The sequence below is a fragment of the Mesorhizobium album genome, assembly GCF_033977205.1.
GTDB classification, from domain to species: Bacteria; Pseudomonadota; Alphaproteobacteria; order Rhizobiales; family Rhizobiaceae; genus Mesorhizobium; species Mesorhizobium album.
Genome location: NZ_JAVIIW010000005.1, coordinates 78,979 through 98,255, shown reverse-complemented (window position 1 = coordinate 98,255; position 19,277 = coordinate 78,979). Strand labels below are relative to the sequence as shown.

Sequence of the window (19,277 nt, the reverse complement as noted above, 5' to 3'; positions counted from 1 at the left end):
CCGGTCAGCCTCCGAAGCGCATGGTTGCCGCCAGTTTCAGCGTGATGCCGGGTTCGTAGAGACCGGCGGTCGTGCTTCCGTTGAGCGGGTTGGTGTATTTGACGTCGAACAGATTGTCGGCGCGGAAGTCGACCTTGAGATTGTCGGTCGCCTGGTAGCTGGCGAAGGCATTGACCAGCGTATAGTTCTTGGCCACGGGATTGCCCTTGGGCTTGCGGTTATATTGCACTTCGCCGCCGACGGTCAGCCTGTCTTCGAGGAAGCGAAGGCCGAGCTGCGCTGTCACCTGCGAGGACGGGATGGTGGCGAGGTCGGCCCGCTCGCCTTCATACGAGATGGTGTGGCCGTTGATGATGGAGGCCGAAAGGCCGGCATAGCCCCAGCCGGCGTCATATACACTCTCCAGCTCGAAGCCGCTGATCTTGGCCTTGGCGAAGTTCTGGTATTGGAAGCAGATCGGGATGCCCGGGCCGAACGGACAGCCGCTGGTCGGGTCGAAGGCCGACAGCGTGACGCCGTCGATATAGTCTTCGACATTGTTGTTGAAGTAGGCGGCCTTGAGCCGCAGCGCGTCGCCGGCCTCGACAATGTCGTTCTGCTTGTAATTGACACCGAATTCGAAGGTCTTGCCGGTTTCAGGCTTGAGATTGGGGTTCGGCAGGAACGGGAAGGTGACGCCGGCCGGGTGATTGCCGCTGATCAGCGTCTCAGTCAGCGAGGGCGACCGGTAGCCCTCTGCATAAGTGCCGTAGAACTGCAGGCCTGCGAGGCCGGCGCTTTCAAAAGGCGCGACACCGACGGTTATGCGCGGTGACAGCCGGTCACCCGATGTCTCGTGCTCGGAGTCCTTGAGGCTGTAACTGTCGTAGCGCAGGCCGGTGATGACCTCGAGCCATTCCCAGATCAGCTTGTCCTGGATGTAGGCGCCGGAGACGTTGCGCTTGCCCGACGGTGTGTAGAAGCTGTCGCCGCCGGCAGTGCCGCCGGTCTCGACATCGTCGCCGACCCAGTCGCCGCCATAGGTCAGATCATGCGCGATGCCGGCGGTCTCGAAGCGCGACGTGTTCCAGATATCGATGCCCGTCGTCCCCACATCGAAGGTCGACAGCGAGCCGGCGGGCAGCACCACGGGCAGACCTGTGCCCGGGTCGAACCGTTTTTGCGGGACGAGCGTCGTCAGATCGAGGTCGGTCTTGTTGTAGGAGGCATTGATGTGCAGATCGAGCCAGCTCTTGGCATCGTCGGTGATGTTGTAGCGGGCGGTGAAGGTGTTCGACTTGAGGTCGACATCGTTGGCCGGCACGCCGCCGCTGGTCTCCGTCCAGCCGTCGCTGGAGCCGACCCAGCCGAGCTTCAGCTCGCTGTTCTCGGTCGGGCGAATGGTGGTCTTGAGCAGGCCGCTCAGCACGTCAAAGCCGGTGCCGGCGACGGTGTCGCCGGCACCATTCTTGTAGTCGTCGTAGTCGCGGTAGACGATGTTGCCCAGCGCGTCCCAGTTCTCGTTGAAGCGGTAGGCGCCGCTGGCGCTGGTGGTCCAGCCCTTGCCGTTGCTTTCGTAGCGCCCGGTGACGGAGGCGGCCCAGCTTTCCTCCCGCTTGAGGAAATCGTCGGCGTCCTTGGTATCGAAGAAGACGACGCCGCCGATGGCGCCGGAGCCACAGGTGTTGGCGACCGGGCCGCGGATCACGTCGACGGATTTGACGAGCTCGGGATCGACATAGAAGGTCGATTGCGTACTGTGGTCGGAGCGCTGGAAATCCTGCCTCGCGCCGTCGACGATCACCGCGACGCGGCCGAAATCCTGCAGGCCGCGGATGTTGATGCTTGAGCTGACGCGTCGCGCGTCGGCCTGCACGGCAACTCCCGGGACGCCGAGCAGCATCTCGTTCGGTGTCGTCGCCATGCGGCGCTCAAGCTGTTCCCGGTCGACATGGCTGGCCGAGGCCAGCGACTGGATCGAGGTCTCGCCGGTACGGCTGATGACGAGGATCTTGTCGAGCAGGGTGCCTTCAGCCGCGGCTTTCTCGTCCGTTTTCCTTTGATCGGCCTGCTGGTCGGTAGCCGTCTGCGCGGCCTGTTGAGCTTTCGCGGCCGGCATGCTGAGCGCGATTACCGCCGCTCCGGCCATCAATACTGCGACGCCGTTTGCCATCGATCGGAAGCTCGGGCCCGCGTCAGCCAGACCCGCCCGTCCCCAATTCACCAACCCCATGCCCCAACTCCAATATTTCAGGCTCGACGCTGGCTGGCGCGGGGCTCGCTCGCATTTTTGATCACGTCCGGCGTCTTAAATGTTGACTCATTTTGTCCGGTAATGCACTGACTATTAAACATGATAATTCTAGTCAAGAATTGAATCGGCATTTTACGAGGGCAGCCGGCCAGGTGGCCGAGCAGGAAAGGACCGAATGAGATGAACACGTACAACCCCAACGACTTCCGCTACCGCGTCCGCCGCTCAGACGACACGCCGGTACGCTACGAAAGAGTGCCGATGGCGGTGCGCACGCTCTCCAGCAACACGCTGTTCCAGGGCGAGCACGAGATCGGCATAGAACATCACGGCGCGCTCTACCGCCTGAAGATCACCCGCCAGGGCAAGCTGATCCTCAACAAGTAAGCAGACGAAAACAGGTGGACGACATGGACCAGCGCGTGAAGCTGTCGCCGGACGAGATCCGGCGGGCGCGGGAAGGCAATCCGACCATGCGCGAGCGCGATCTCGCGGCCCAGCTCGGCATTTCGGAAGCGGAACTGGTCGCGGCGCATTGCGGCTTTGGCGCCGTGCGCGTCGAGCCGCGCGTCAACGATCTGCTGACCGGCCTCGAAGCGGTTGGCGAGGTGATGGCGCTGACCCGCAACGGAAGCGCCGTGCACGAGAAGATCGGCGTCTACGACAAGGTCGTTACCGGCAACCACAATGCCATGGTGCTCGGCGACAACATCGACCTGCGCATCTTCCCGAAGGTGTGGGCGCATGGCTTCGCCGTCGAAAAGCGCGATGGCGGCGAGATCCGCCGCAGCCTGCAGTTCTTCGATGCATCGGGCGAGGCGGTGCACAAGGTGCATCTGAGGCCTGCGTCCAACCTCTACGCTTACCAGAAGCTGGTGGCGAGCCTCGAATCGTCGAACCAGGAACCGGACGTTGCGATCGCCTCAAGAGCGCCGGAAAGCGCAGCGGAGGCCCAAGGCTCGGTTGCCAGCGACGATCTGCGCGACCGCTGGAGCCGGCTGACCGACGTGCATCAGTTCTTCGGCATGCTGAAAACGCTGAAGCTCAGCCGCCGCGAGGCGGTGCGCATGGTTGGCCAGGACTACGCCTGGCTGCTCGACAATGATGCCGTCAGCGCCATGCTCCACCACGCCGCCGAAGGCGAGATGCCGATCATGTGCTTCGTCGGAAACCGCGGCTGCATCCAGATCCATTCCGGCCCGATCAAGTCGGTAAAGCCGATGGGACCGTGGATCAACGTGCTTGACGAGACATTCCACCTGCATCTCAGGACCGATCAGATTCACGAAGTCTGGGCGGTGCGCAAGCCGACCAAGGATGGCCATGTCACCTCGCTCGAGGCCTACGACGCCAAGGGCGGTATGATCATCCAGTTCTTCGGCAAGCGCCGTGAAGGCGAGGGCGAGCGCGAAGATTGGCGTTTCCTTGCGGAGAACCTGCCCCGCATTCCTAGCCCGACTGCGGCATGAGGCAGGACCCAATGCGTGTTGTTTTCAATATCGGCTCGGCGCTTGCGCCAGTGCTCGGCGCTCTGCTCGCTTTTACTGCTCTGCCTGTGGGAGCCAGCGAGAGTGCGGCCGTCTTCTCCGATACGTCGCGGATTGCCTCCATCGGCGGTTCCATCACCGAGATTATCTTCGCGCTTGGCGAAGAGAGCCATGTCGTTGCCCGCGATTCGACCAGCTCTTTCCCGCAAGCGGCGCTCAAGCTACCCAATGTCGGTTATATGCGCGCGCTGTCGCCGGAGGGCGTGCTCTCGGTCAATCCGTCGGGGATTCTCGCCCTTCATGGCAGCGGCTCAAAGGAAGCGGTCGACGTGCTGAAGAAATCGAGCGTGTCCTTCATCGAAGTGCCGGAGCACTACAGCCATGAAGGCATCCTCGAAAAGATCCGCATCGTCGGCAAGGCGCTGGGCGTCGACGCCAAGGCTGAGAAGCTTGTTGCCGAGATGGATGCGAAGCTGAAGTCGGCCGAAAAGCAGACGGCCTCGATCAAGGAGCGCAAGCGCATCCTGGTCGTGCTGTCGACGCAGGGCGGCAAGATCCTGGCCGCGGGCAGCGACACAGCGGGCGACGGCATCATCAAACTCGCCGGCGCAGTCAACGCGGTCGAGGGCTTCTCTGGCTACAAGCAGATGTCCGACGAGGCGATCGTCACCGCCAGGCCGGATGCGATCCTGACGATGAAGAACGCCGGGCCGCCGATCTCCGAGGATGAGCTGTTGGCCAATCCCTCGATCGCCTCGACGCGGGCGGGCGCCGCCCGCAAGGTGATCAGCATGGATGGCGGCTATCTGCTGGGCTTCGGGCCGCGTACGGCCGAGGCTATCCACGATCTCGCCGTCTTGCTCTATGGCAACCAGGTCGCGGACTGAGCGGCCATGGCCGAACAGTCGATTGCCGGCCAGGAGGTGAGGGCGATGGCAGCCGATGGCGACCGCTCGGCACGGGCCAGGACCGTCATCCTGCTTTTGTCGCTCGCGCTGGCGCTGTCCGTATTCCTGTCTCTGACGTCCGGCGCTTCCGACGCGTCCGCCGTCCGCGTCATCCGCGTCTGGCTCACCGGAGCCGTGCCTGTCGATGCGGCGCTCGCCGCTCGCGACCAGCTGATCGTCTACGACATCCGCATGCCGCGCGTCCTGCTCGGCGTGCTGATCGGCGCCACGCTCGCGGTTTCCGGCGCGGTGATGCAGGGCCTGTTCCGCAATCCGCTTGCCGATCCGGGCCTGATCGGCGTCTCGGCCGGATCGAGCCTGGGCGCGGTGGCGATCATCGTGCTCGGCACGACCTGGCTTGCGCCTGTCACGCTCGCCCTCGGCACGCTCGCCTTGCCGCTGGCGGCCTTCTTCGGCGGCCTGGCTGTGACGTCGCTGCTTTATGCGATCGCGACGCGGCACGGCCGGACATCGGTTGCTACGATGCTGCTCGCCGGGCTGGCGATCGCCGCCCTTGCCATGGCGCTTACCGGCATCCTGATCTTCATGGCCGACGACCGGCAATTGCGCGATTTGACCTTCTGGCAGCTCGGCTCGCTCGCCGGCGCGACCTGGCCGAAGATCGGTACCGTCGGGCCGGTGATCGTGCCGGCGCTGGCAACCATGCCCTTCCTGTCGCGCGGGCTCAACGCGCTGGCGCTCGGGGAAGCGACCGCCGGCCATCTCGGCATTCCGCTGCAGCGGTTGAAATACACGGCCATCATCGGTGTTTCGGCGGCGGTCGGCGCGTCGGTTGCCGTGAGCGGCGGCATCGGCTTCATCGGCATCGTGGTGCCGCATCTGTTGCGTCTCGCGATCGGTCCGGACAATCGCTACCTTTTGCCGGCCTCGGCGCTGCTCGGTGCCTCGCTGCTTCTGCTCGCTGACGCCGTCGCCCGCACTATCGTGGCTCCGGCTGAGCTGCCGATCGGCATCGTCACCGCGGTCGCCGGTGCGCCCTTCTTCCTGTGGATACTGCTGCGCAAGCGCGGCATCGTCGATCTGTGAGCCGCCGATGATCGAAGCACACGACGTCTCCGTGGCGATCGGCAACAAGCGCATCGTATCGCATGTCTATTTCGCGGCGCGGCCGGGCGAGGTGACGGCAATCGTCGGGCCGAACGGCTCAGGCAAGACGACCCTGCTCAGGGCGCTGACGGGCGAGCTTTTCTATACCGGCACCGTCACGCTCAACGGTCGCGATCTGTCCTCCATGAAGCCGGTGGAGGCGGCGACGCTTCGCGCGGTGCTGCCGCAGTCGACCTCGTTGTCCTTCCCCTTCACGGTGTGCGAGATCGTTCGCCTCGGGCTTATCGGCGGCCGTTCCGGTGTGGTGCCCGGCGAGGATGCGCGCCTGCCTGAGCGGGCGCTGGCGCGCGTCGATCTCAAGGGCTTTGCCCGCCGCTTCTATCAGGAGCTTTCCGGTGGCGAGCAGCAGCGCGTGCAACTGGCGCGGGTGCTGTGCCAGGTCTGGGCGCCGGTGCTGGAGGGCAGGCCGCGCTATCTTTTCCTCGACGAGCCGGTCTCCAGCCTCGACGTCAAGCACCAGCTCATCATCATGAACATCGCGCGCGACTTCGCCCGGCGCGGCGGCGGTGTCGTTGCGATCCTGCACGACCTCAACCTGACGGCCATGTATGCCGACCGCGTTTTCGTGCTGCATGGCGGCCAAGTAGCGGCTGCCGGTTCGCCGCAGGATGTGCTCAATGACGAGCTGATCGAAAGGGTATTCGACTGCCGGCTCAGGGTCGGCGCGCTGCCCGCGCCGAGTGTGCCGTTCGTGCTGCCGCAATCCGCGGCTTAGTTTAGGCTGCCGGAGCGCGCTGCTCCAGGAGGTCGATGCCGAGCAGGTGGCGTACGTTCGGGCGCGCGGCGATGAGATCGGCGATGGTGTAGCGGGATAGCACAGCGAAGAAGGCGTTGAGCGCTTCGCGCAGCGCCGAATTCAGGGCACAGCTGTCGATCAGCGGGCATTCGGCGGCGTCATTCTCGAAGCATTCGGCCATGGCGAAGCTCTCTTCGGTGACGCGCACGACGTCGAACAGGCTGATCTGCTCGGCCGGACGACCGAGCCTCACGCCGCCGTTGCGGCCGCGTACGGTCTCGACCAGCCCCGCCTCCACCAGCGGCTGCAGGATCTTGAACAGGAACAGCTCCGAAACCGAATAGGCGGTGGCGATCTCAGGGATTCGGCTCAGCCTGTCGGTGTTCGCCGCGCAATACATCAGAATGCGCATCGCGTAGTTGGTCTGGCGCGTGAGCCGCATGGTATCCTCGCGAAAACATTAGCTTGGGCCGAATATGGCCCATAGTTTGGAACAATTCCAGACTGGACCGCTACATAGCTGAATAATCGTGTCAACTTTTTGTGCCTGTCCGAGCGAGCGCGGCCCGGTGAGCTTTGAGCGAGCGTTTCGCCGGGGCAGGCACTAGATAAGTTCCGGGTGCAACCAGGAAACCGGCCTTTCCATGTCACAATCAGCTCAAGCCCTCGCGCCGGTCCGATTCGACCCGATGCGCAGGCAAAGCTCTCGGCACTGCGGCGAACCAAGTGGATCGCGGCCGCTGCGCTCGCCCTGTGCATCCTTGTCTTCGCGCTCGCCAAATCCTTTGAAGGTGCTTATCCGTGGCTCGGCTTCGTCGCAGCCTTTGCCGAGGCGGCGACCATCGGCGGCCTTGCCGACTGGTATGCCGTCGTTGCGCTGTTCAGGCGGCCGCTCGGCCTGCCGATCCCGCACACAGCCATCATCCCTGAGAACCAGCACCGCATAGCGGACAATCTCGGTCGCTTCATCGAGGCCAATTTCCTGGCGCCGGAGCCGGTGCGGGAAAAGCTCGCCGAGGTCGACTTTGCCGCTTTGGTCGCCGACTGGCTGGTCGATGCAGAACGCGCCGCCGGGCTGTCGCGATTCGTCGCCCGGCTGGTGCCGCAGACACTCACCGCCGTGGAGCAGTCCGGGCTGCGCGACTTCGTCACCAGCCGCATGCTGGAGCAGATCGAGAAGGTGCCGCTGGCGCCGCTTGCAGCGGAGCTTTTGTCGGCGCTGACCGACGATCGCCGCCATCAAAGACTGTTCGACGAGTTCATCAGGGTGGTCGGGCGTTTTCTGAACGACGAGAAGGCGCTGGCGACGATGCGCGAGAAGATTCGCGAGGAATTGCCCTCGCTGTTCAACCTCTTCCGCGCCGACGCCTATCTGTTGAAGAAGATCGTCGCTTCCGCCGGATCGCTGCTGGAGGAGGTGCGGGCCGACCCCGACCACCCGATGCGCGCCGAATTCGACCGTTTCGCGCTGGCATTTATCGAGAGGCTGCGGACCTCCAAGCAATATGCAAGACGCGCCGAAAAGCTGAAGCGCGATTTCCTTGGCCGTCCAGAAATCAGGGCGCTGGCCGGCGACACATGGGCAAGCCTGCGCCTGTTCATCGAGCAGGACGCCGGCGCGCCCAATTCGATGATCCGCGAGCACCTTGCCAACATGTTCGTCGCGGTTGGCCGGGATCTGGCCAGCGATGCGCAGGTCAGGGCCGACATGAACAAGGGGTTCGTCATGGCACTCGCCTCCTTCGTCGAGAGCCAGAAGAGCGGCGTGTCCAAATTCATCGCCGACCAGGTCAAGCGTTGGGACCTTGCGCAGCTGACGCGGCTGATCGAGGTAAACATCGGCAAGGACCTGCAGTATATCCGCTTCAACGGCATGGTGATCGGCGGCCTGGCCGGTCTGGTGCTCTACATGGCGGAACGACTGTTTCTCCTCAATTGACGCGGGCCGGGCGCGCACTATTCTCCCTTGAGGGTGCCGCAGACGCGGCAGATCGGGAGGCAATGACATGGCAAGACGACCGGAATCCGACTCTTTCCTGGACATGTTCAACAGGTTCGGCCGCGACCTGAAGCTGCCGAAGGTCGATGTCCAGGCGATCCTTGATCATCACCGCAAGAATCTCGAGGCGCTCGAAAAGTCGGCCAGGACAAGTGCAGCCGGCGCGTCCTCGGTTCTGTCGAGGCAGCACGAGATGGTGCAGGAGGCGCTGGGCGAAATCACCCGAATGGCGCAGAGCTACCAGGCTCCGGGCAATCCGCAGGAGATGATGACGAAGCAGGTGGAATTCGCCCGGAAATCCTTCGAGACAACGCTGAAGAATGCCGGCGAGGTGGCGGAGATCGTCAGGAAGTCCGGCACCGAATCGATGGAAATCCTGCGCGACAGGATCAAGGACGCGATGGCGGAAATCCGCGCCGGCTACGACGGAAAGTGAACGAGCCGGCGTAGCTATTCGGTTTTTCCGGATCGGGTTCGCGCTCCTGAGCAACCGGTTCGTGTGGCTGCGCGTTCTCAGTTCACCGCAAAACCGTCAACCCTACGAGTGAAATCGCGGGGCCGCGAATTGACAGGGGCCGCCGGTTCATGGTCGGGAGATTGGCAGAAGCCACCGGGAAAGCTGGAATGACGGAAAATCGGCCGAGAACGCCGCCGACCTTCGAACAGTTGCGCACAATGGCCGGCCAGGAGGTCGGTGTGTCGGATTGGACGACGGTCGACCAGCAGCGCATCGACCAGTTCGCCGAATGCACGGGCGACCATCAATGGATCCATGTCGATCCCGAGCGCGCCAAACGGCAGAGCCCGTTCCGCACCACGATCGCGCACGGGTATCTCACGCTGTCGATCATCGGCGCGCTGGCGCTGGAGATGGGCATCGTGCCGGAAAACACGCAGGCCGCCTTCAATTATGGCTTCGACAAGGTGCGCTTCCTGGCGCCGGTGAAATCCGGCGCGCGCATCAGGCTGCGCACGACGCTGCTTTCCATGGAGGATCGCGGCCCCGGCCAGTATCTGATGAAGGCGGCGAACACCGTAGAGATCGAAGGCGAGCAGAAGCCAGCGCTGACCGCCGAGACGCTGGTGATGATGTACGAGCGCCGCAAGCGGGCAGGCGCTTAGGGTCCGCCGATATTCAGCTAAGGCCGGCCTGCGACGCACCTTTGCGGCGCGACGCCCCCATTGCTCTCTCAAGCACCCTGAAGATGCGCTCGTCGGCGCATTGGGCGACGTTGAAGCGCATGAAACGGCCGGCGCTATGCGACAGGCTGAAGGCATTACCGGGAGCCAACACGACATTGTCCGCCAGCGCATGGCGGGCGACATCGGCGGCGTCGATACCGTCGGGCAGGCGGCACCACAGGAACATGCCGGCCGGCTGATCGATCCAGGGCATGATGCCCGTTGCCTTCAGCCTGCCCGCGGTCTCGGCCATGGCGCGCGACAGGCGGGCGCGCAACTGCTCGACATGCTTGCGGTAGCTGCCGTCCTTCAAAAGCGTCAACACAAGTTCCGAAGACAAGCGTCCGCCGCCGAAAGTCGTGGCAATCTTGAGATCGGTCAGCCCATCCGTCCAGTCGCGCGGCGCCGCGATGAAGCCGCAGCGCACTGAGGCCGATAGCGTCTTGGAGAAGGAGCCGATCTGGACGACGCGGCCGCGGCCATCGAAGGCCGCCAGTCGCGGTGCCGGCGTGTGCTCGAAATCGGCGAAGATATCGTCCTCGACAATGGCGAGATCCGATTGATCGGCGAGCTTTAACAGCCGATGCGCCACGACTGGCGAGAGTACCGCGCCGGTCGGGTTGTGGAGCGCCGAGTTGGTGATGTAGAGGCGTGGCCGATGCTCGGCGAGCGCCTGCGCAAACAGATCGATATCGGGGCCCGACGGCGTCATAGGGACACCGACGACCTTCGCCCGATGGGCGCGCAGCAGCGCATGGAAGTTGAAGTAGCAGGGGTCGTCGACCAGGACGGTATCGCCGGGCTCGAGCAGGAAGCGACATAAAAGGTCGATGGCCTGCGTTCCGGATTCGGTGAGCATGATCTGGTCGGGTGAAGCCTCGACGCCGTGCGCCGACAGGCGGCGGGCAAGCACCTGCCGCAGCGCCGGCAGCCCGAGCGGCGTGCCGTAGTCGGCAAGCGTCGCATCGTCAGTTCTTGCTGCTCCCCGCAAGGCGCGGCGCAAGGCCGCCTGCGGCATCCAGGAGGCCGGCAGCCAGCCGCAGCCGGGTTTCAGCATGTCGCCGCCCGCCTCCAGCGCCTGGCGCGAGACCCAGAGCGGATCGACGGCGCGGTCGAGTCGCGGGCCGATCTCGGCCAGCGACAGCGGCGCCAGCGGTCCGGCGGCATAGAAGCCGGAACCGGGCCGCGAGCGGATCGTGCCTTCGGCGGCGAGCCGCTCATAAGCCTCGACCACGGTCGACTTCGACACCTGCATCGTGCCGGCGAAGGCGCGGATAGACGGCAGGCGCGCGCCGGGCGTCAGGATGCGCGCGGCGATTCGCTGCCGGATGGCCGCCATGACGGTTTCGACGAGCGTTCCGCCGCCTGCATTCGGGTCGGGTGTGTCCATCTGTACTTCCCTGAAGGCCATTACAGTTTTGCGGAATTGTACTCCACTGTCTCTGGCAATGCCATGCGCCGCACCGGTACGGAAGCGCAAACGGAGCGGATGATGGACAAGAGTTTCAACGGCTGGCTGAACGGCTTCATCGGCGTGCTGATCTTCAGCGGCTCGCTGCCGGCGACGCGCGTGGCGGTGGTGGATTTCGACCCGACCTTCCTGACGTCGGCCCGGGCGGCGATTGCCGGACTGCTCGGCTTTGCGATGCTGTTCCTGTTCCGCGAGAAGCGCCCGGGTCCCGGGGACCTGGTTTCGCTCGTCGTCGTCGCGCTGGGCGTCGTGGTCGGCTTTCCCCTGCTGACGGCGCTGGCGTTGAAACACGTCACCGCGGCGCATTCCATCATCTTCGTCGGCCTGCTGCCGCTGGCGACTGCCATCTTCGGCGTGCTGCGCGGCGGCGATCGTCCGCCCCCCGCCTTCTGGCTGTTTTCATGCCTGGGCAGCGCGCTCGTCGCGGGTTTTGCTCTGACGCAAGGCGTGACCGCATCGCCGGTCGGCGACGGCTTGATGCTGGCTGCGATTATCGCCTGCGGGCTGGGCTACGCCGAGGGTGCGGCGCTGTCGCGCAAGCTCGGTGGCTGGCAGGTGATCTGCTGGGCGCTGGCGCTGTCGCTGCCGGTCATGCTGGCGCTGAGTTTTGCGACGCTGCCGCCATCCTTCGCCAGCGTCGGCCCCGGCGCATGGATCGGCCTCGCCTATGTCTCGCTGTTCAGCATGCTGATCGGCTTCGTGTTCTGGTACCGCGGCCTGGCGCAAGGCGGCATCGCCGCCGTCGGGCAATTGCAACTGCTGCAGCCCTTCTTCGGCCTGGCGCTGGCGGCGAGCCTGCTGCACGAGCGGGTCAGCCTGCTGATGGTGGGCGTCACGCTGGGCGTCGTGGCCTGCGTGTTCGGGGCGAAGAAGTTCGCTAGGTAGACTTCCTACTCAGAACTTCGTCACCACGCCGATGCCGACGCCTTCGAAACCGCCCATCGCCATCAGCGCGACAGGCGCCTCCTCGAGGCTGATCCTTTTGCCGACCAGGAGCTCTGGCTTCAGCTTGCCGGTGCGGATCATCTCCATCATCGCGGAATAGCGGTAGGCCTGCATGCCGTGGCTGCCGAGGATTTCGAGCTCGAAGGCGATGACCTTGTCCATCGGCAGCTGCGGGCGGGCATGCTCGCCCAGCATCAGCCCGACCTGAACGTGGCGGCCGCGCCGGCGTAGGTTGGCGATCGAGTTGAAGCATGTCGTCGGATGGCCGAGCGCGTCCATCGACATATGCGCGCCGCCATTGGTAATCTGCTTGACCGCCTTGACCACGTTCGGCGTCGTCGAGGCGTTGATCGTCGCTACCGCGCCGATCTTTTTCGCAAATTCCAGCTTCTCGTCGGTCAGGTCGACGGCGATGACATTGGCGCCCATGGCGCTGGCGATCATGATCGCCGACAGGCCGACGCCGCCGCAGCCATGCACCGCCACCCATTCGCCCGGCGTCACCCGGCCCTGGTCGACGATGGCGCGGAACGAGGTGACGAAACGGCAGCCGAGGCTGGCGGCGGTGGCGAATTCCATCCCGTCGGGCAGGCGCACGAGATTGGTATCGGCATGCTCGATGCCGACATATTCGGCGAAGGAACCCCAGCCGGTGAAGCCCGGCTGGGTCTGATGCTCGCAGACCTGATGATTGCCGGAGTTGCATTCGAAGCAGCGGCCGCAGCCGACGGCGAAGGGCACGGTGACGCGGTCGCCGGCCTTCCAGCGGCTCACCTGCTTGCCGGCGGCGACGACGACGCCCGCCAGCTCGTGGCCGGGGACATGCGGCAGCGTGATGCCGTCATCATGGCCCATCCAGCCATGCCAATCGCTGCGGCAAAGGCCGGTCGCCTCGACCTTGATGACGACGCCGTCCGCCGCCGGCTTCGGATCGGGCACGGTCTGGATCGTCGGCGCCTCGCCGAATTTCTCGAAGACGACAGCTTTCATGGAAGTGCTTTCATATTTCGGTTCAAAGGGCAGTGCGGGTTTGAATGGTCCGAAGCTAAGTTGGCGATGGTGGTTGGTCGAGCAGCGGTTGCCGCCTACGAAACCACTCATCGGCTTCGGCATCCCAAGGCCAAATGCCGGAGGTTGTCGGAAACACGAGTTGCATAACCCGAAAATCCGGACCGTAGTAGAACCATATGTCCCAACCGAAATATTCGGGATAGTGATCCCGATGGACGGCGCCGAATTGGCAGTCGAAGCCACCGCCCAGGAAACCGGACGCTCGCTCTCCGACGCTGAAGCTTTCGCCGCTCCGCACCCGTCGGCAATACTCATTGATGATCGTCTGCGAAAGCTCCGGCTTCAATCCGATGACCACCAACTCAGGTACCTTGAAATTGTGCTCTATCCCCACTGCGTAAGCGAATGGCGGATGCTCGTCCTCCTCCAACACATAAAGGACGTGGCAGCCATACTCTTCGATGTCGGCGAGCGTCTTGGCTTCGTCCGGGTCTGTGGCTTTTCTATTCGGCATCGATCTGGTTCTGCGGTGCCGCCCTCTGAAACGCCGGCAGCGCCATGCAGGCGGCGTGGATGCGCGAGATCTCCGGGTAGGGCGCCATGTCGACGCCGAAGCGGGCGTTGTTGGTGACCTGGGCGGCGAGGCAGATGTCGGCCAGGCCGGGCGTGTCGCCATGGCAGAATGTGCCGGTCCCAGGCGACGAAGCCAGAAGCTTTTCAAGCGGCTGGAAGCCTTCGTTCACCCAGTGCCGGAACCAGTTGACGACATCCTCGTCGCCGGCGCCGAACAAAGTTCGCAGCGAGGTGAGCACGCGCAAATTGTTCACCGGATGGATGTCGCAGGCAATCATCTGCGCCAGCATCCTGACGCGGGCGCGACCCAGCGCATCCTTCGGCAGCAGCGGCGGCTCCGGCACGGTCTCGTCGAGATATTCGATGATCGCCAGCGACTGGGTCAAAAGCGTGCCGTCGTCGAGCACCAGCGCCGGCACCAGCCCTTGCGGATTGACCGCGAGATAGGCGGGCTCGAGATGCTCGCCATGGCGCAGGTGATGCGGCACATAGGTGTAGCTCAACCCCTTCATCTCCAGCGCGATCCGCACCCGGTAGGAGGTGGAGGAGCGATAGTAGTTGTGGAGGACGAGGTTGCTCATCGCTTCGGCTGCCCGATGGTCACCTCGACGGTGCCGATGCCATCGACACCGCCGGTAATCCTGTCGCCTGGTTGGACGGCGCCCACGCCGGCCGGCGTGCCGGTGAAGATCAGGTCGCCGGGCCGGAGCTCGACCGCCTCGCTGCAGATCGAGACGACATCGGCAACCGGCCAGATCAGCTCGGCGAGGTCGCCGTCCTGCCTGACCTCTCCATTGACCGCGAGCCAGATGCGGCCCTTTTCGGGATGACCTGACTTCGCGACCGGCACCAGCGGACCGCAGGGCGCGGAACGGTCGAAAGCCTTCGACCAGTCCCAGGGGCGGGCCTCCTTCTTGGCCTGGTCCTGCAGGTCGCGGCGGGTCAAGTCGACGCCGACGCTGTAGCCCCAGACATGGGCAAGGGCGTCTGCGCGAGGGATGCGAAAACCGGCCCTGCCGATCGCCACCACCAGCTCGATCTCGTGGTGGAGATTGGCGGTCAAAGGCGGGTAGGGGATCTCGGCGCCGCTGTCGACCACCGCATCGGCCGGCTTGGTGAAGAAGAAGGGCGGGTCACGCTCGTCATTGCCGAGCTCGCGCGCGTGCGCTGCGTAGTTGCGGCCGACGCAGAAGATGCGGCGCACGGCAAACCGCTCCGCCGCGCCGGCGACGGCAACCGATGCGATTGCTGGCGGCGGGAGGACGAAGTCGGTCATCGGCATTCTCTGCGTTGTCATGAATCCGTCCGTACCTTCGGCCGATTTGATCAGGCGGGCAAGGTATTAAGCCTTGGAAACTATTGGCCCTGTCGTTTTGCCGACAACGCGACTTTCAGGCGATGTACTATTTGGCAATAATCTAGCCATGGTCACGGGACTATCCTGTGCCCGACGAAACCGAACCGATGCCCGAACTTATGCAATGACCGCCGTCAGCGATCGCGCCCGCTTCCTGATCATCGACGATCACCCGCTGTTTCGCGAGGCGCTGCACAGCGCCGTGCAGATGGCCTACCCGGATGTCGACACCGTCGAGGCGCGCTCGATCGCGGAAGCGATCGATCTTCTGGCCGATGCAAAACCGTTCGACCTCGCCCTGCTCGATCTCAGCATGCCCGATGTGCACGGTTTCGAAGGGCTGCTGCAGCTCAGGACCCGTTATCCGCGCCTGCCGGTGGTGATCGTCTCGGGCTATGAGGAACCCAAGATCATCTCCGAGGCACTGTCCTACGGCGCCGCCGGCTTCATCCCGAAATCGGCAAGGAAAGGCGACCTCGCCGCCGCGATCCGCTCGGTGATGGACGGCGCGGTCTACGTGCCGGAAAATTACGAAGGCCAGCCGTCGGACCCCGACAGCACCGACCGCGCCGACATGGTGCAGCGTCTGGCCACACTGACGCCGCAGCAACTGAGGGTCTTGCAGATGCTGCGCCAGGGCATGCTGAACAAGCAGATAGCCTATGAACTGCAGGTGGGCGAGACCACCGTCAAGGCGCATGTCTCGGAAATCCTGCGCAAGCTCAACGTCTACAGCCGCACCCAGGCGGTGATCGAGGTCTCGAAGCTGGACAATGCGGAGCTGTTCAGGGATCAGACGGGGTTTTGAGTTCTAAGCCAGCAAATGCGCCAACAGCGCCCGCAGTTGCGCAGGCTTTAGCGGCTTGCGCATCAGCTCGATGCCGGCGGCGCGGGCGGCTTTGGCGACGAGCTCGGAGCCGTCGGCGGTGACGATCAGGGCAGGCACGGGCCGGCCGAGATACTCACGGACTTCGGCTATCGTTGCGGTGCCGAGGTCGCCGCCGTCGAGATGCTGGTCGGCGATGACGATGTCGGGTACCCAGTCGGTGTCGCTGATCAGGTCGAGAGCGTCGTCGGTCGAGGTGGCGGCGCGTACCAGGCACTGCCAGCGCTCGAGCAGCGAGGTCATGGCGCTCAGCACGTCGGCGTCGTTCTCGACCAGCAGCACCTTGGTGCCGAAGAGGCCGTAGCCGCGCGGCCGCTCCATTTCGGCGGCGCTTGCGGCCGGCTCGGCAGCGGCGCCGATGCCAATCGGCACGTCGATATGGAAGATGGTGCCGCGCCCGACCTTCGAGGAGAAGGTGACGGGGTGGCCGAGTGCCGCCGCCATGCGGCGCACGATCGCCAGGCCGAGGCCCAGTCCGCCGGCCAGCCCTCCGTCGACAAGGGCCGAGATGCCGCGATGGAACTCCTCGAAAACCGCCTCGCGCTGGTCGTCGGGGATGCCGCAGCCGGTGTCGGCGACATCGATGCGGATGGTGTCGCCCCTATGCCTGGTGCCGACCAGAACGCCGCCGGAGCGGGTGTAGCGCAGCGCGTTGGACAGGATGTTCTGCAGGATGCGGCGCAGCAGCGTGCGATCGGAGCGCACGACGACATTGACCGGTCGGAATTTCAGCGACAGACCCTTCTTCTGCGCCTCAGGCAGGAAATCCGAGCGCAATGAGGAAAACAGCGCCTCCAGGCTGACATCGCCGATTTCCGGCTGCACCACGCCGGCGTCGAGCTTGGAGATGTCGAGCAGCGTGCGCAGCAGATCTTCCATCGTCTCCAGCGAGCGCTCGACCTGCCGGACCAGCTTCTTGCCTTCCTCGCTGGTCTGCACTTCGGCGAGCGCCGAGACCGACAGGTGCGCGGCGTTGAGCGGCTGCAGCACGTCGTGGCTGGCGGCGGCGAGGAACCTGGTCTTGGAAAGATTCGCCAGCTCGGCGTTTTCCTTTGCCGCGCTGAGTTCGATGTTCGACCGCTCGAGACGGCGCAGTGTCGTATGCAACTCCTCGGTGCGGGTGCGCACCTGGTTCTCCAGCGAGATCGCGGTCTGGAACAAAGAGAAGGCGTTGACCTGCTGGTCCATCGAGCGTTCGACGCGGCTGACGAGAGCGGCGTTGATCTTCTTCAGCTTCTCGATGTCGTCGATATCACGAAGCGGCATGGCAGTTCACTCGGCCGCTCGACGCTCACCGAAGGCGATGCCGGTGAAGGTCTGGTTGAGATGCATCGAGCGGTACTGCTCGCCATAGGTGCCGAAACCGATGACGTTGCTGGTCCGGTAAAGCTCGGAAATGTCGCGGAAGACCTGGCGGTTGCGCGCGTCGAGCCGGCGCAGCACGCAGTCGAAGCCGAGCACCATGTCGATACCGCCGAGCTTGCGCTCGACATCCAGCAGGGCGGCACGCGTAGCCTCGACCAAGTTCTTGGGCTGAGCGATGGACAAAACGACGCCGTCGTCGATGGCGCAGAAGAAGGACAGCGAGCCGTCGGCATGCATGCGCTGGATCGAGCGGCAATAATATTCGCCACCAACCTTCACCACGACAGGGTGGGATGCGAAGCTCAGCGGTGTCAGCGCCTGCGGCACCATGCCGACGGCGGCGGCGTATTCCTCCGCGGCGTTGGTGGCGTTGAATTCGCGCACGATCCGATGGTTGGGATCGGACGCCGTCACCACCAGCTTCTCGTCGGTGGGAATGAAATTGTCGGTCTTGAAGACATGGAAGGGGATCTCGGTCGCGATCAGCACGACGATGGCGCTGTCGGAAGCGACCTTGCCGTTCGAGATCAGCCTTGTCGTTTCGAATTTCAGGTCGTCGCCCGCCGAGCCGCCAATCAGCGGAATGTCATCCAGCCCCCAGTGGATAGCCGAGGTGACCGCTTCCTCGGCATAGGACAGCCCATCGATGAAGCAGAGCGCGAACACGCTCTTCGCCCGCTCATCGCCGGCGCGGCCGCGCAGCAGGCGCCTCAGCGAGGCGACCTCGCCGGTGATCCTGTCCATTCCGGAGGAGGAGAGGTTCTCGACCATGGTGCTGGCGGTCGAAAACGATGCGTTTGGCAAAAGCAGCGCGAGGACATGGCCTTCCTCGAGCCCTTGCGGCGTGATCTCGCCTGCGGTCGAGCAGCCGGCATAGGCAAGCGAAGGCGCATGCCGCTGCAGCGCATGCGCCAGTGCCGAAGCGTCGACGAGGCTTTGGGAGAAGAACAGCAACGCAAAGCCGGCGTCGACGGCCGCGGCTTCGGCCGCGATGGCCTGGGCAAAGGCATCTGGGTCGGGCTCATCGGTGGTGAGCGCCGAGAGGCCGCATGCGTAGCGCGTGCTGGAATTGGCCAGCTGCCTTCCTCCTGCTTTCCTCCGACGCTTGTTTTTGCGTGTCTTTGCGTGTCTTTATATGCGTGTCGGGCACGCGCGCGTCTAAGGCATCTTTGCCCTCAATTCCGGTTTTGGCAATGGGCCGGTTGCTGCGCCGCACAGGCGCTCTTGCCATGTCCGAAAGTACAATGGGAGGAGCGCTGGCAGCGCTGTTTTGCCCGTTGTACGGTGTGGAAATAACGCACTGCCGAAGCACAAGCACGGCATCGGCAACGCGATGGACCAAGGTTATACCCAGGGGAGGTTGCATGTCGGAAGTGTCGTTGACAGTGAATGGGAAGCGGGTGAGCGGGAGCGCCGAAGACCGAACGCTGCTGGTGCATTTCTTACGCGAACATCTCGGTCTCACGGGAACACATGTCGGCTGCGACACCTCGCAGTGCGGCGCCTGCGTCGTGCTTGTCGACGGCAGAGCGGTGAAATCCTGCTCGATGCTGGCCGCCCAGGCTTCGGGCTCGACCATCGTCACCATCGAGGGGCTCGCAAGCGGCGCCGACCTGCATCCGGTGCAGGCGGCGTTCAAGGAACATCACGGGCTGCAGTGCGGCTTCTGCACGCCGGGCATGATCATGACGGCGACCGACATGATCTCGCGCCATCCGGAAGGCCTTGACGAGGCCACCGTGCGCGCCGAGCTCGACGGCAACATCTGCCGCTGCACCGGCTACCACAACATCGTGAAAGCGATCCTCGCCGCATCGCAAGCGATGGCGAAGGGATCGAAGGGCAAGGCGAAGCAAGCTGCTTGATAGGGGAGTAAGGGAATAGGGGAGTAAGGGAGTAAGCCACTTGGCACTTAATTCCCTACTCCCTTACTCCCCTACTGCCCTACTCCCCTAAT

General features: G+C 64.2%; 19 protein-coding genes and 1 pseudogene. 11 read left to right on the top strand and 9 right to left on the bottom strand.

Features of this window, described 5'->3' with window-relative positions:
• Positions 1-4 precede the first annotated feature (4 nt).
• On the bottom strand, positions 5-2,152 hold the full coding sequence (locus tag RFN28_RS06130) for a TonB-dependent hemoglobin/transferrin/lactoferrin family receptor (RefSeq protein ID WP_320286478.1): 2,148 nt from the start codon (positions 2,150-2,152) through the stop codon (positions 5-7).
• A 261-nt stretch (positions 2,153-2,413) separates the two neighbouring features.
• On the opposite strand from RFN28_RS06130, the gene hemP reads away from it, so the two are divergent.
• The 5 genes from hemP to RFN28_RS06105 are packed head-to-tail and all read left to right on the top strand — an operon-like array spanning position 2,414 to position 6,510.
• Entirely contained in the window at positions 2,414-2,620 is a 207-nt protein-coding gene (hemP, locus tag RFN28_RS06125; RefSeq protein WP_320286477.1) for a hemin uptake protein HemP, read from the top strand.
• Positions 2,621-2,643: 23 nt separating this feature from the next.
• Complete coding sequence (locus RFN28_RS06120) at positions 2,644-3,702, top strand: hemin-degrading factor (RefSeq protein ID WP_320286476.1); 1,059 nt, start codon at positions 2,644-2,646, stop codon at positions 3,700-3,702.
• Between the two features lie 11 nt (positions 3,703-3,713).
• Positions 3,714-4,607, top strand: a complete 894-nt coding sequence (locus tag RFN28_RS06115; protein WP_320286475.1) for a heme/hemin ABC transporter substrate-binding protein — start codon at positions 3,714-3,716, stop codon at positions 4,605-4,607.
• Positions 4,608-4,613: 6 nt separating this feature from the next.
• Positions 4,614-5,714, top strand: a complete 1,101-nt coding sequence (locus RFN28_RS06110) for a FecCD family ABC transporter permease (protein ID WP_320286474.1) — start codon at positions 4,614-4,616, stop codon at positions 5,712-5,714.
• Positions 5,715-5,721: 7 nt separating this feature from the next.
• Positions 5,722-6,510 (top strand): heme ABC transporter ATP-binding protein, encoded by a 789-nt coding sequence (locus RFN28_RS06105; RefSeq protein ID WP_320286473.1) that lies wholly within the window; start codon positions 5,722-5,724, stop codon positions 6,508-6,510.
• A 1-nt stretch (position 6,511) separates the two neighbouring features.
• Here the strand turns inward: RFN28_RS06105 and rirA are convergent, their stop codons facing one another.
• On the bottom strand, positions 6,512-6,973 hold the full coding sequence (gene rirA / locus RFN28_RS06100) for an iron-responsive transcriptional regulator RirA (protein ID WP_320286472.1): 462 nt from the start codon (positions 6,971-6,973) through the stop codon (positions 6,512-6,514).
• Positions 6,974-7,175: 202 nt separating this feature from the next.
• Between rirA and RFN28_RS06095 the strand changes: the two are divergent.
• From RFN28_RS06095 to RFN28_RS06085, 3 genes and pseudogenes are all read left to right on the top strand, one after another.
• Positions 7,176-8,470 (top strand): annotated as a pseudogene (locus RFN28_RS06095) (DUF445 domain-containing protein).
• Positions 8,471-8,537: 67 nt separating this feature from the next.
• Positions 8,538-8,966, top strand: coding sequence for a phasin family protein (locus tag RFN28_RS06090; protein WP_320286471.1), 429 nt, complete (start codon positions 8,538-8,540; stop codon positions 8,964-8,966).
• Positions 8,967-9,154: 188 nt separating this feature from the next.
• Complete coding sequence (locus tag RFN28_RS06085; RefSeq protein WP_320264477.1) at positions 9,155-9,652, top strand: MaoC family dehydratase; 498 nt, start codon at positions 9,155-9,157, stop codon at positions 9,650-9,652.
• A gap of 13 nt (positions 9,653-9,665) precedes the next feature.
• Here RFN28_RS06085 and RFN28_RS06080 read toward each other — a convergent pair whose 3' ends face one another.
• Positions 9,666-11,102: an aminotransferase-like domain-containing protein gene (locus tag RFN28_RS06080; RefSeq protein WP_320286470.1), complete on the bottom strand. Its 1,437-nt coding sequence runs from the start codon at positions 11,100-11,102 to the stop codon at positions 9,666-9,668.
• 102 nt (positions 11,103-11,204) lie between these two features.
• Here RFN28_RS06080 and RFN28_RS06075 point away from each other — a divergent pair, with 102 nt between their 5' ends.
• Positions 11,205-12,068 carry a DMT family transporter gene (locus RFN28_RS06075; RefSeq protein ID WP_320286469.1) on the top strand — a complete coding sequence of 288 codons (864 nt, stop codon included), beginning with the start codon at positions 11,205-11,207 and terminating at the stop codon, positions 12,066-12,068.
• A 9-nt stretch (positions 12,069-12,077) separates the two neighbouring features.
• Here RFN28_RS06075 and RFN28_RS06070 read toward each other — a convergent pair whose 3' ends face one another.
• The 4 genes from RFN28_RS06070 to RFN28_RS06055 are packed head-to-tail and all read right to left on the bottom strand — an operon-like array spanning position 12,078 to position 14,988.
• Entirely contained in the window at positions 12,078-13,118 is a 1,041-nt protein-coding gene (locus RFN28_RS06070) for a zinc-dependent alcohol dehydrogenase family protein (protein WP_320286468.1), read from the bottom strand.
• A 55-nt stretch (positions 13,119-13,173) separates the two neighbouring features.
• A complete protein-coding gene (locus tag RFN28_RS06065) occupies positions 13,174-13,653 on the bottom strand; it encodes a DUF4262 domain-containing protein (RefSeq protein WP_320286467.1) in 480 nt (159 codons plus the stop codon).
• Positions 13,643-14,293, bottom strand: a complete 651-nt coding sequence (maiA, locus tag RFN28_RS06060; RefSeq protein ID WP_320286466.1) for a maleylacetoacetate isomerase — start codon at positions 14,291-14,293, stop codon at positions 13,643-13,645. Before maiA ends, RFN28_RS06065 begins: the two co-directional genes overlap by 11 nt.
• Positions 14,290-14,988 carry a fumarylacetoacetate hydrolase family protein gene (locus RFN28_RS06055; protein WP_320286592.1) on the bottom strand — a complete coding sequence of 233 codons (699 nt, stop codon included), beginning with the start codon at positions 14,986-14,988 and terminating at the stop codon, positions 14,290-14,292. Before RFN28_RS06055 ends, maiA begins: the two co-directional genes overlap by 4 nt.
• Positions 14,989-15,193: 205 nt before the next feature.
• Here RFN28_RS06055 and RFN28_RS06050 point away from each other — a divergent pair, with 205 nt between their 5' ends.
• Positions 15,194-15,877: a response regulator gene (locus tag RFN28_RS06050; RefSeq protein ID WP_320286465.1), complete on the top strand. Its 684-nt coding sequence runs from the start codon at positions 15,194-15,196 to the stop codon at positions 15,875-15,877.
• 3 nt (positions 15,878-15,880) lie between these two features.
• On the opposite strand, the gene RFN28_RS06045 is transcribed toward RFN28_RS06050, so the two are convergent.
• Positions 15,881-17,221, bottom strand: coding sequence for a hybrid sensor histidine kinase/response regulator (locus RFN28_RS06045; protein ID WP_320286464.1), 1,341 nt, complete (start codon positions 17,219-17,221; stop codon positions 15,881-15,883).
• Between the two features lie 6 nt (positions 17,222-17,227).
• Complete coding sequence (locus RFN28_RS06040; protein ID WP_320286591.1) at positions 17,228-18,397, bottom strand: FIST N-terminal domain-containing protein; 1,170 nt, start codon at positions 18,395-18,397, stop codon at positions 17,228-17,230.
• A gap of 287 nt (positions 18,398-18,684) precedes the next feature.
• On the opposite strand from RFN28_RS06040, the gene RFN28_RS06035 reads away from it, so the two are divergent.
• Complete coding sequence (locus RFN28_RS06035) at positions 18,685-19,185, top strand: (2Fe-2S)-binding protein (protein ID WP_320286463.1); 501 nt, start codon at positions 18,685-18,687, stop codon at positions 19,183-19,185.
• Positions 19,186-19,277: the final 92 nt, after the last annotated feature.

Coding starts and splice junctions, on each gene's coding strand:
- RFN28_RS06130 (WP_320286478.1), bottom strand. CDS start 2,152: ATGGCAAACGGCGTCGCAGTATTGATGGCCGGAGCGGCGGTAATCGCG.
- hemP (WP_320286477.1), top strand. CDS start 2,414: ATGAACACGTACAACCCCAACGACTTCCGCTACCGCGTCCGCCGCTCA.
- RFN28_RS06120 (WP_320286476.1), top strand. CDS start 2,644: ATGGACCAGCGCGTGAAGCTGTCGCCGGACGAGATCCGGCGGGCGCGG.
- RFN28_RS06115 (WP_320286475.1), top strand. CDS start 3,714: ATGCGTGTTGTTTTCAATATCGGCTCGGCGCTTGCGCCAGTGCTCGGC.
- RFN28_RS06110 (WP_320286474.1), top strand. CDS start 4,614: ATGGCCGAACAGTCGATTGCCGGCCAGGAGGTGAGGGCGATGGCAGCC.
- RFN28_RS06105 (WP_320286473.1), top strand. CDS start 5,722: ATGATCGAAGCACACGACGTCTCCGTGGCGATCGGCAACAAGCGCATC.
- rirA (WP_320286472.1), bottom strand. CDS start 6,973: ATGCGGCTCACGCGCCAGACCAACTACGCGATGCGCATTCTGATGTAT.
- RFN28_RS06090 (WP_320286471.1), top strand. CDS start 8,538: ATGGCAAGACGACCGGAATCCGACTCTTTCCTGGACATGTTCAACAGG.
- RFN28_RS06085 (WP_320264477.1), top strand. CDS start 9,155: ATGACGGAAAATCGGCCGAGAACGCCGCCGACCTTCGAACAGTTGCGC.
- RFN28_RS06080 (WP_320286470.1), bottom strand. CDS start 11,102: ATGGACACACCCGACCCGAATGCAGGCGGCGGAACGCTCGTCGAAACC.
- RFN28_RS06075 (WP_320286469.1), top strand. CDS start 11,205: ATGGACAAGAGTTTCAACGGCTGGCTGAACGGCTTCATCGGCGTGCTG.
- RFN28_RS06070 (WP_320286468.1), bottom strand. CDS start 13,118: ATGAAAGCTGTCGTCTTCGAGAAATTCGGCGAGGCGCCGACGATCCAG.
- RFN28_RS06065 (WP_320286467.1), bottom strand. CDS start 13,653: ATGCCGAATAGAAAAGCCACAGACCCGGACGAAGCCAAGACGCTCGCC.
- maiA (WP_320286466.1), bottom strand. CDS start 14,293: ATGAGCAACCTCGTCCTCCACAACTACTATCGCTCCTCCACCTCCTAC.
- RFN28_RS06055 (WP_320286592.1), bottom strand. CDS start 14,988: ATGACCGACTTCGTCCTCCCGCCGCCAGCAATCGCATCGGTTGCCGTC.
- RFN28_RS06050 (WP_320286465.1), top strand. CDS start 15,194: ATGACCGCCGTCAGCGATCGCGCCCGCTTCCTGATCATCGACGATCAC.
- RFN28_RS06045 (WP_320286464.1), bottom strand. CDS start 17,221: ATGCCGCTTCGTGATATCGACGACATCGAGAAGCTGAAGAAGATCAAC.
- RFN28_RS06035 (WP_320286463.1), top strand. CDS start 18,685: ATGTCGGAAGTGTCGTTGACAGTGAATGGGAAGCGGGTGAGCGGGAGC.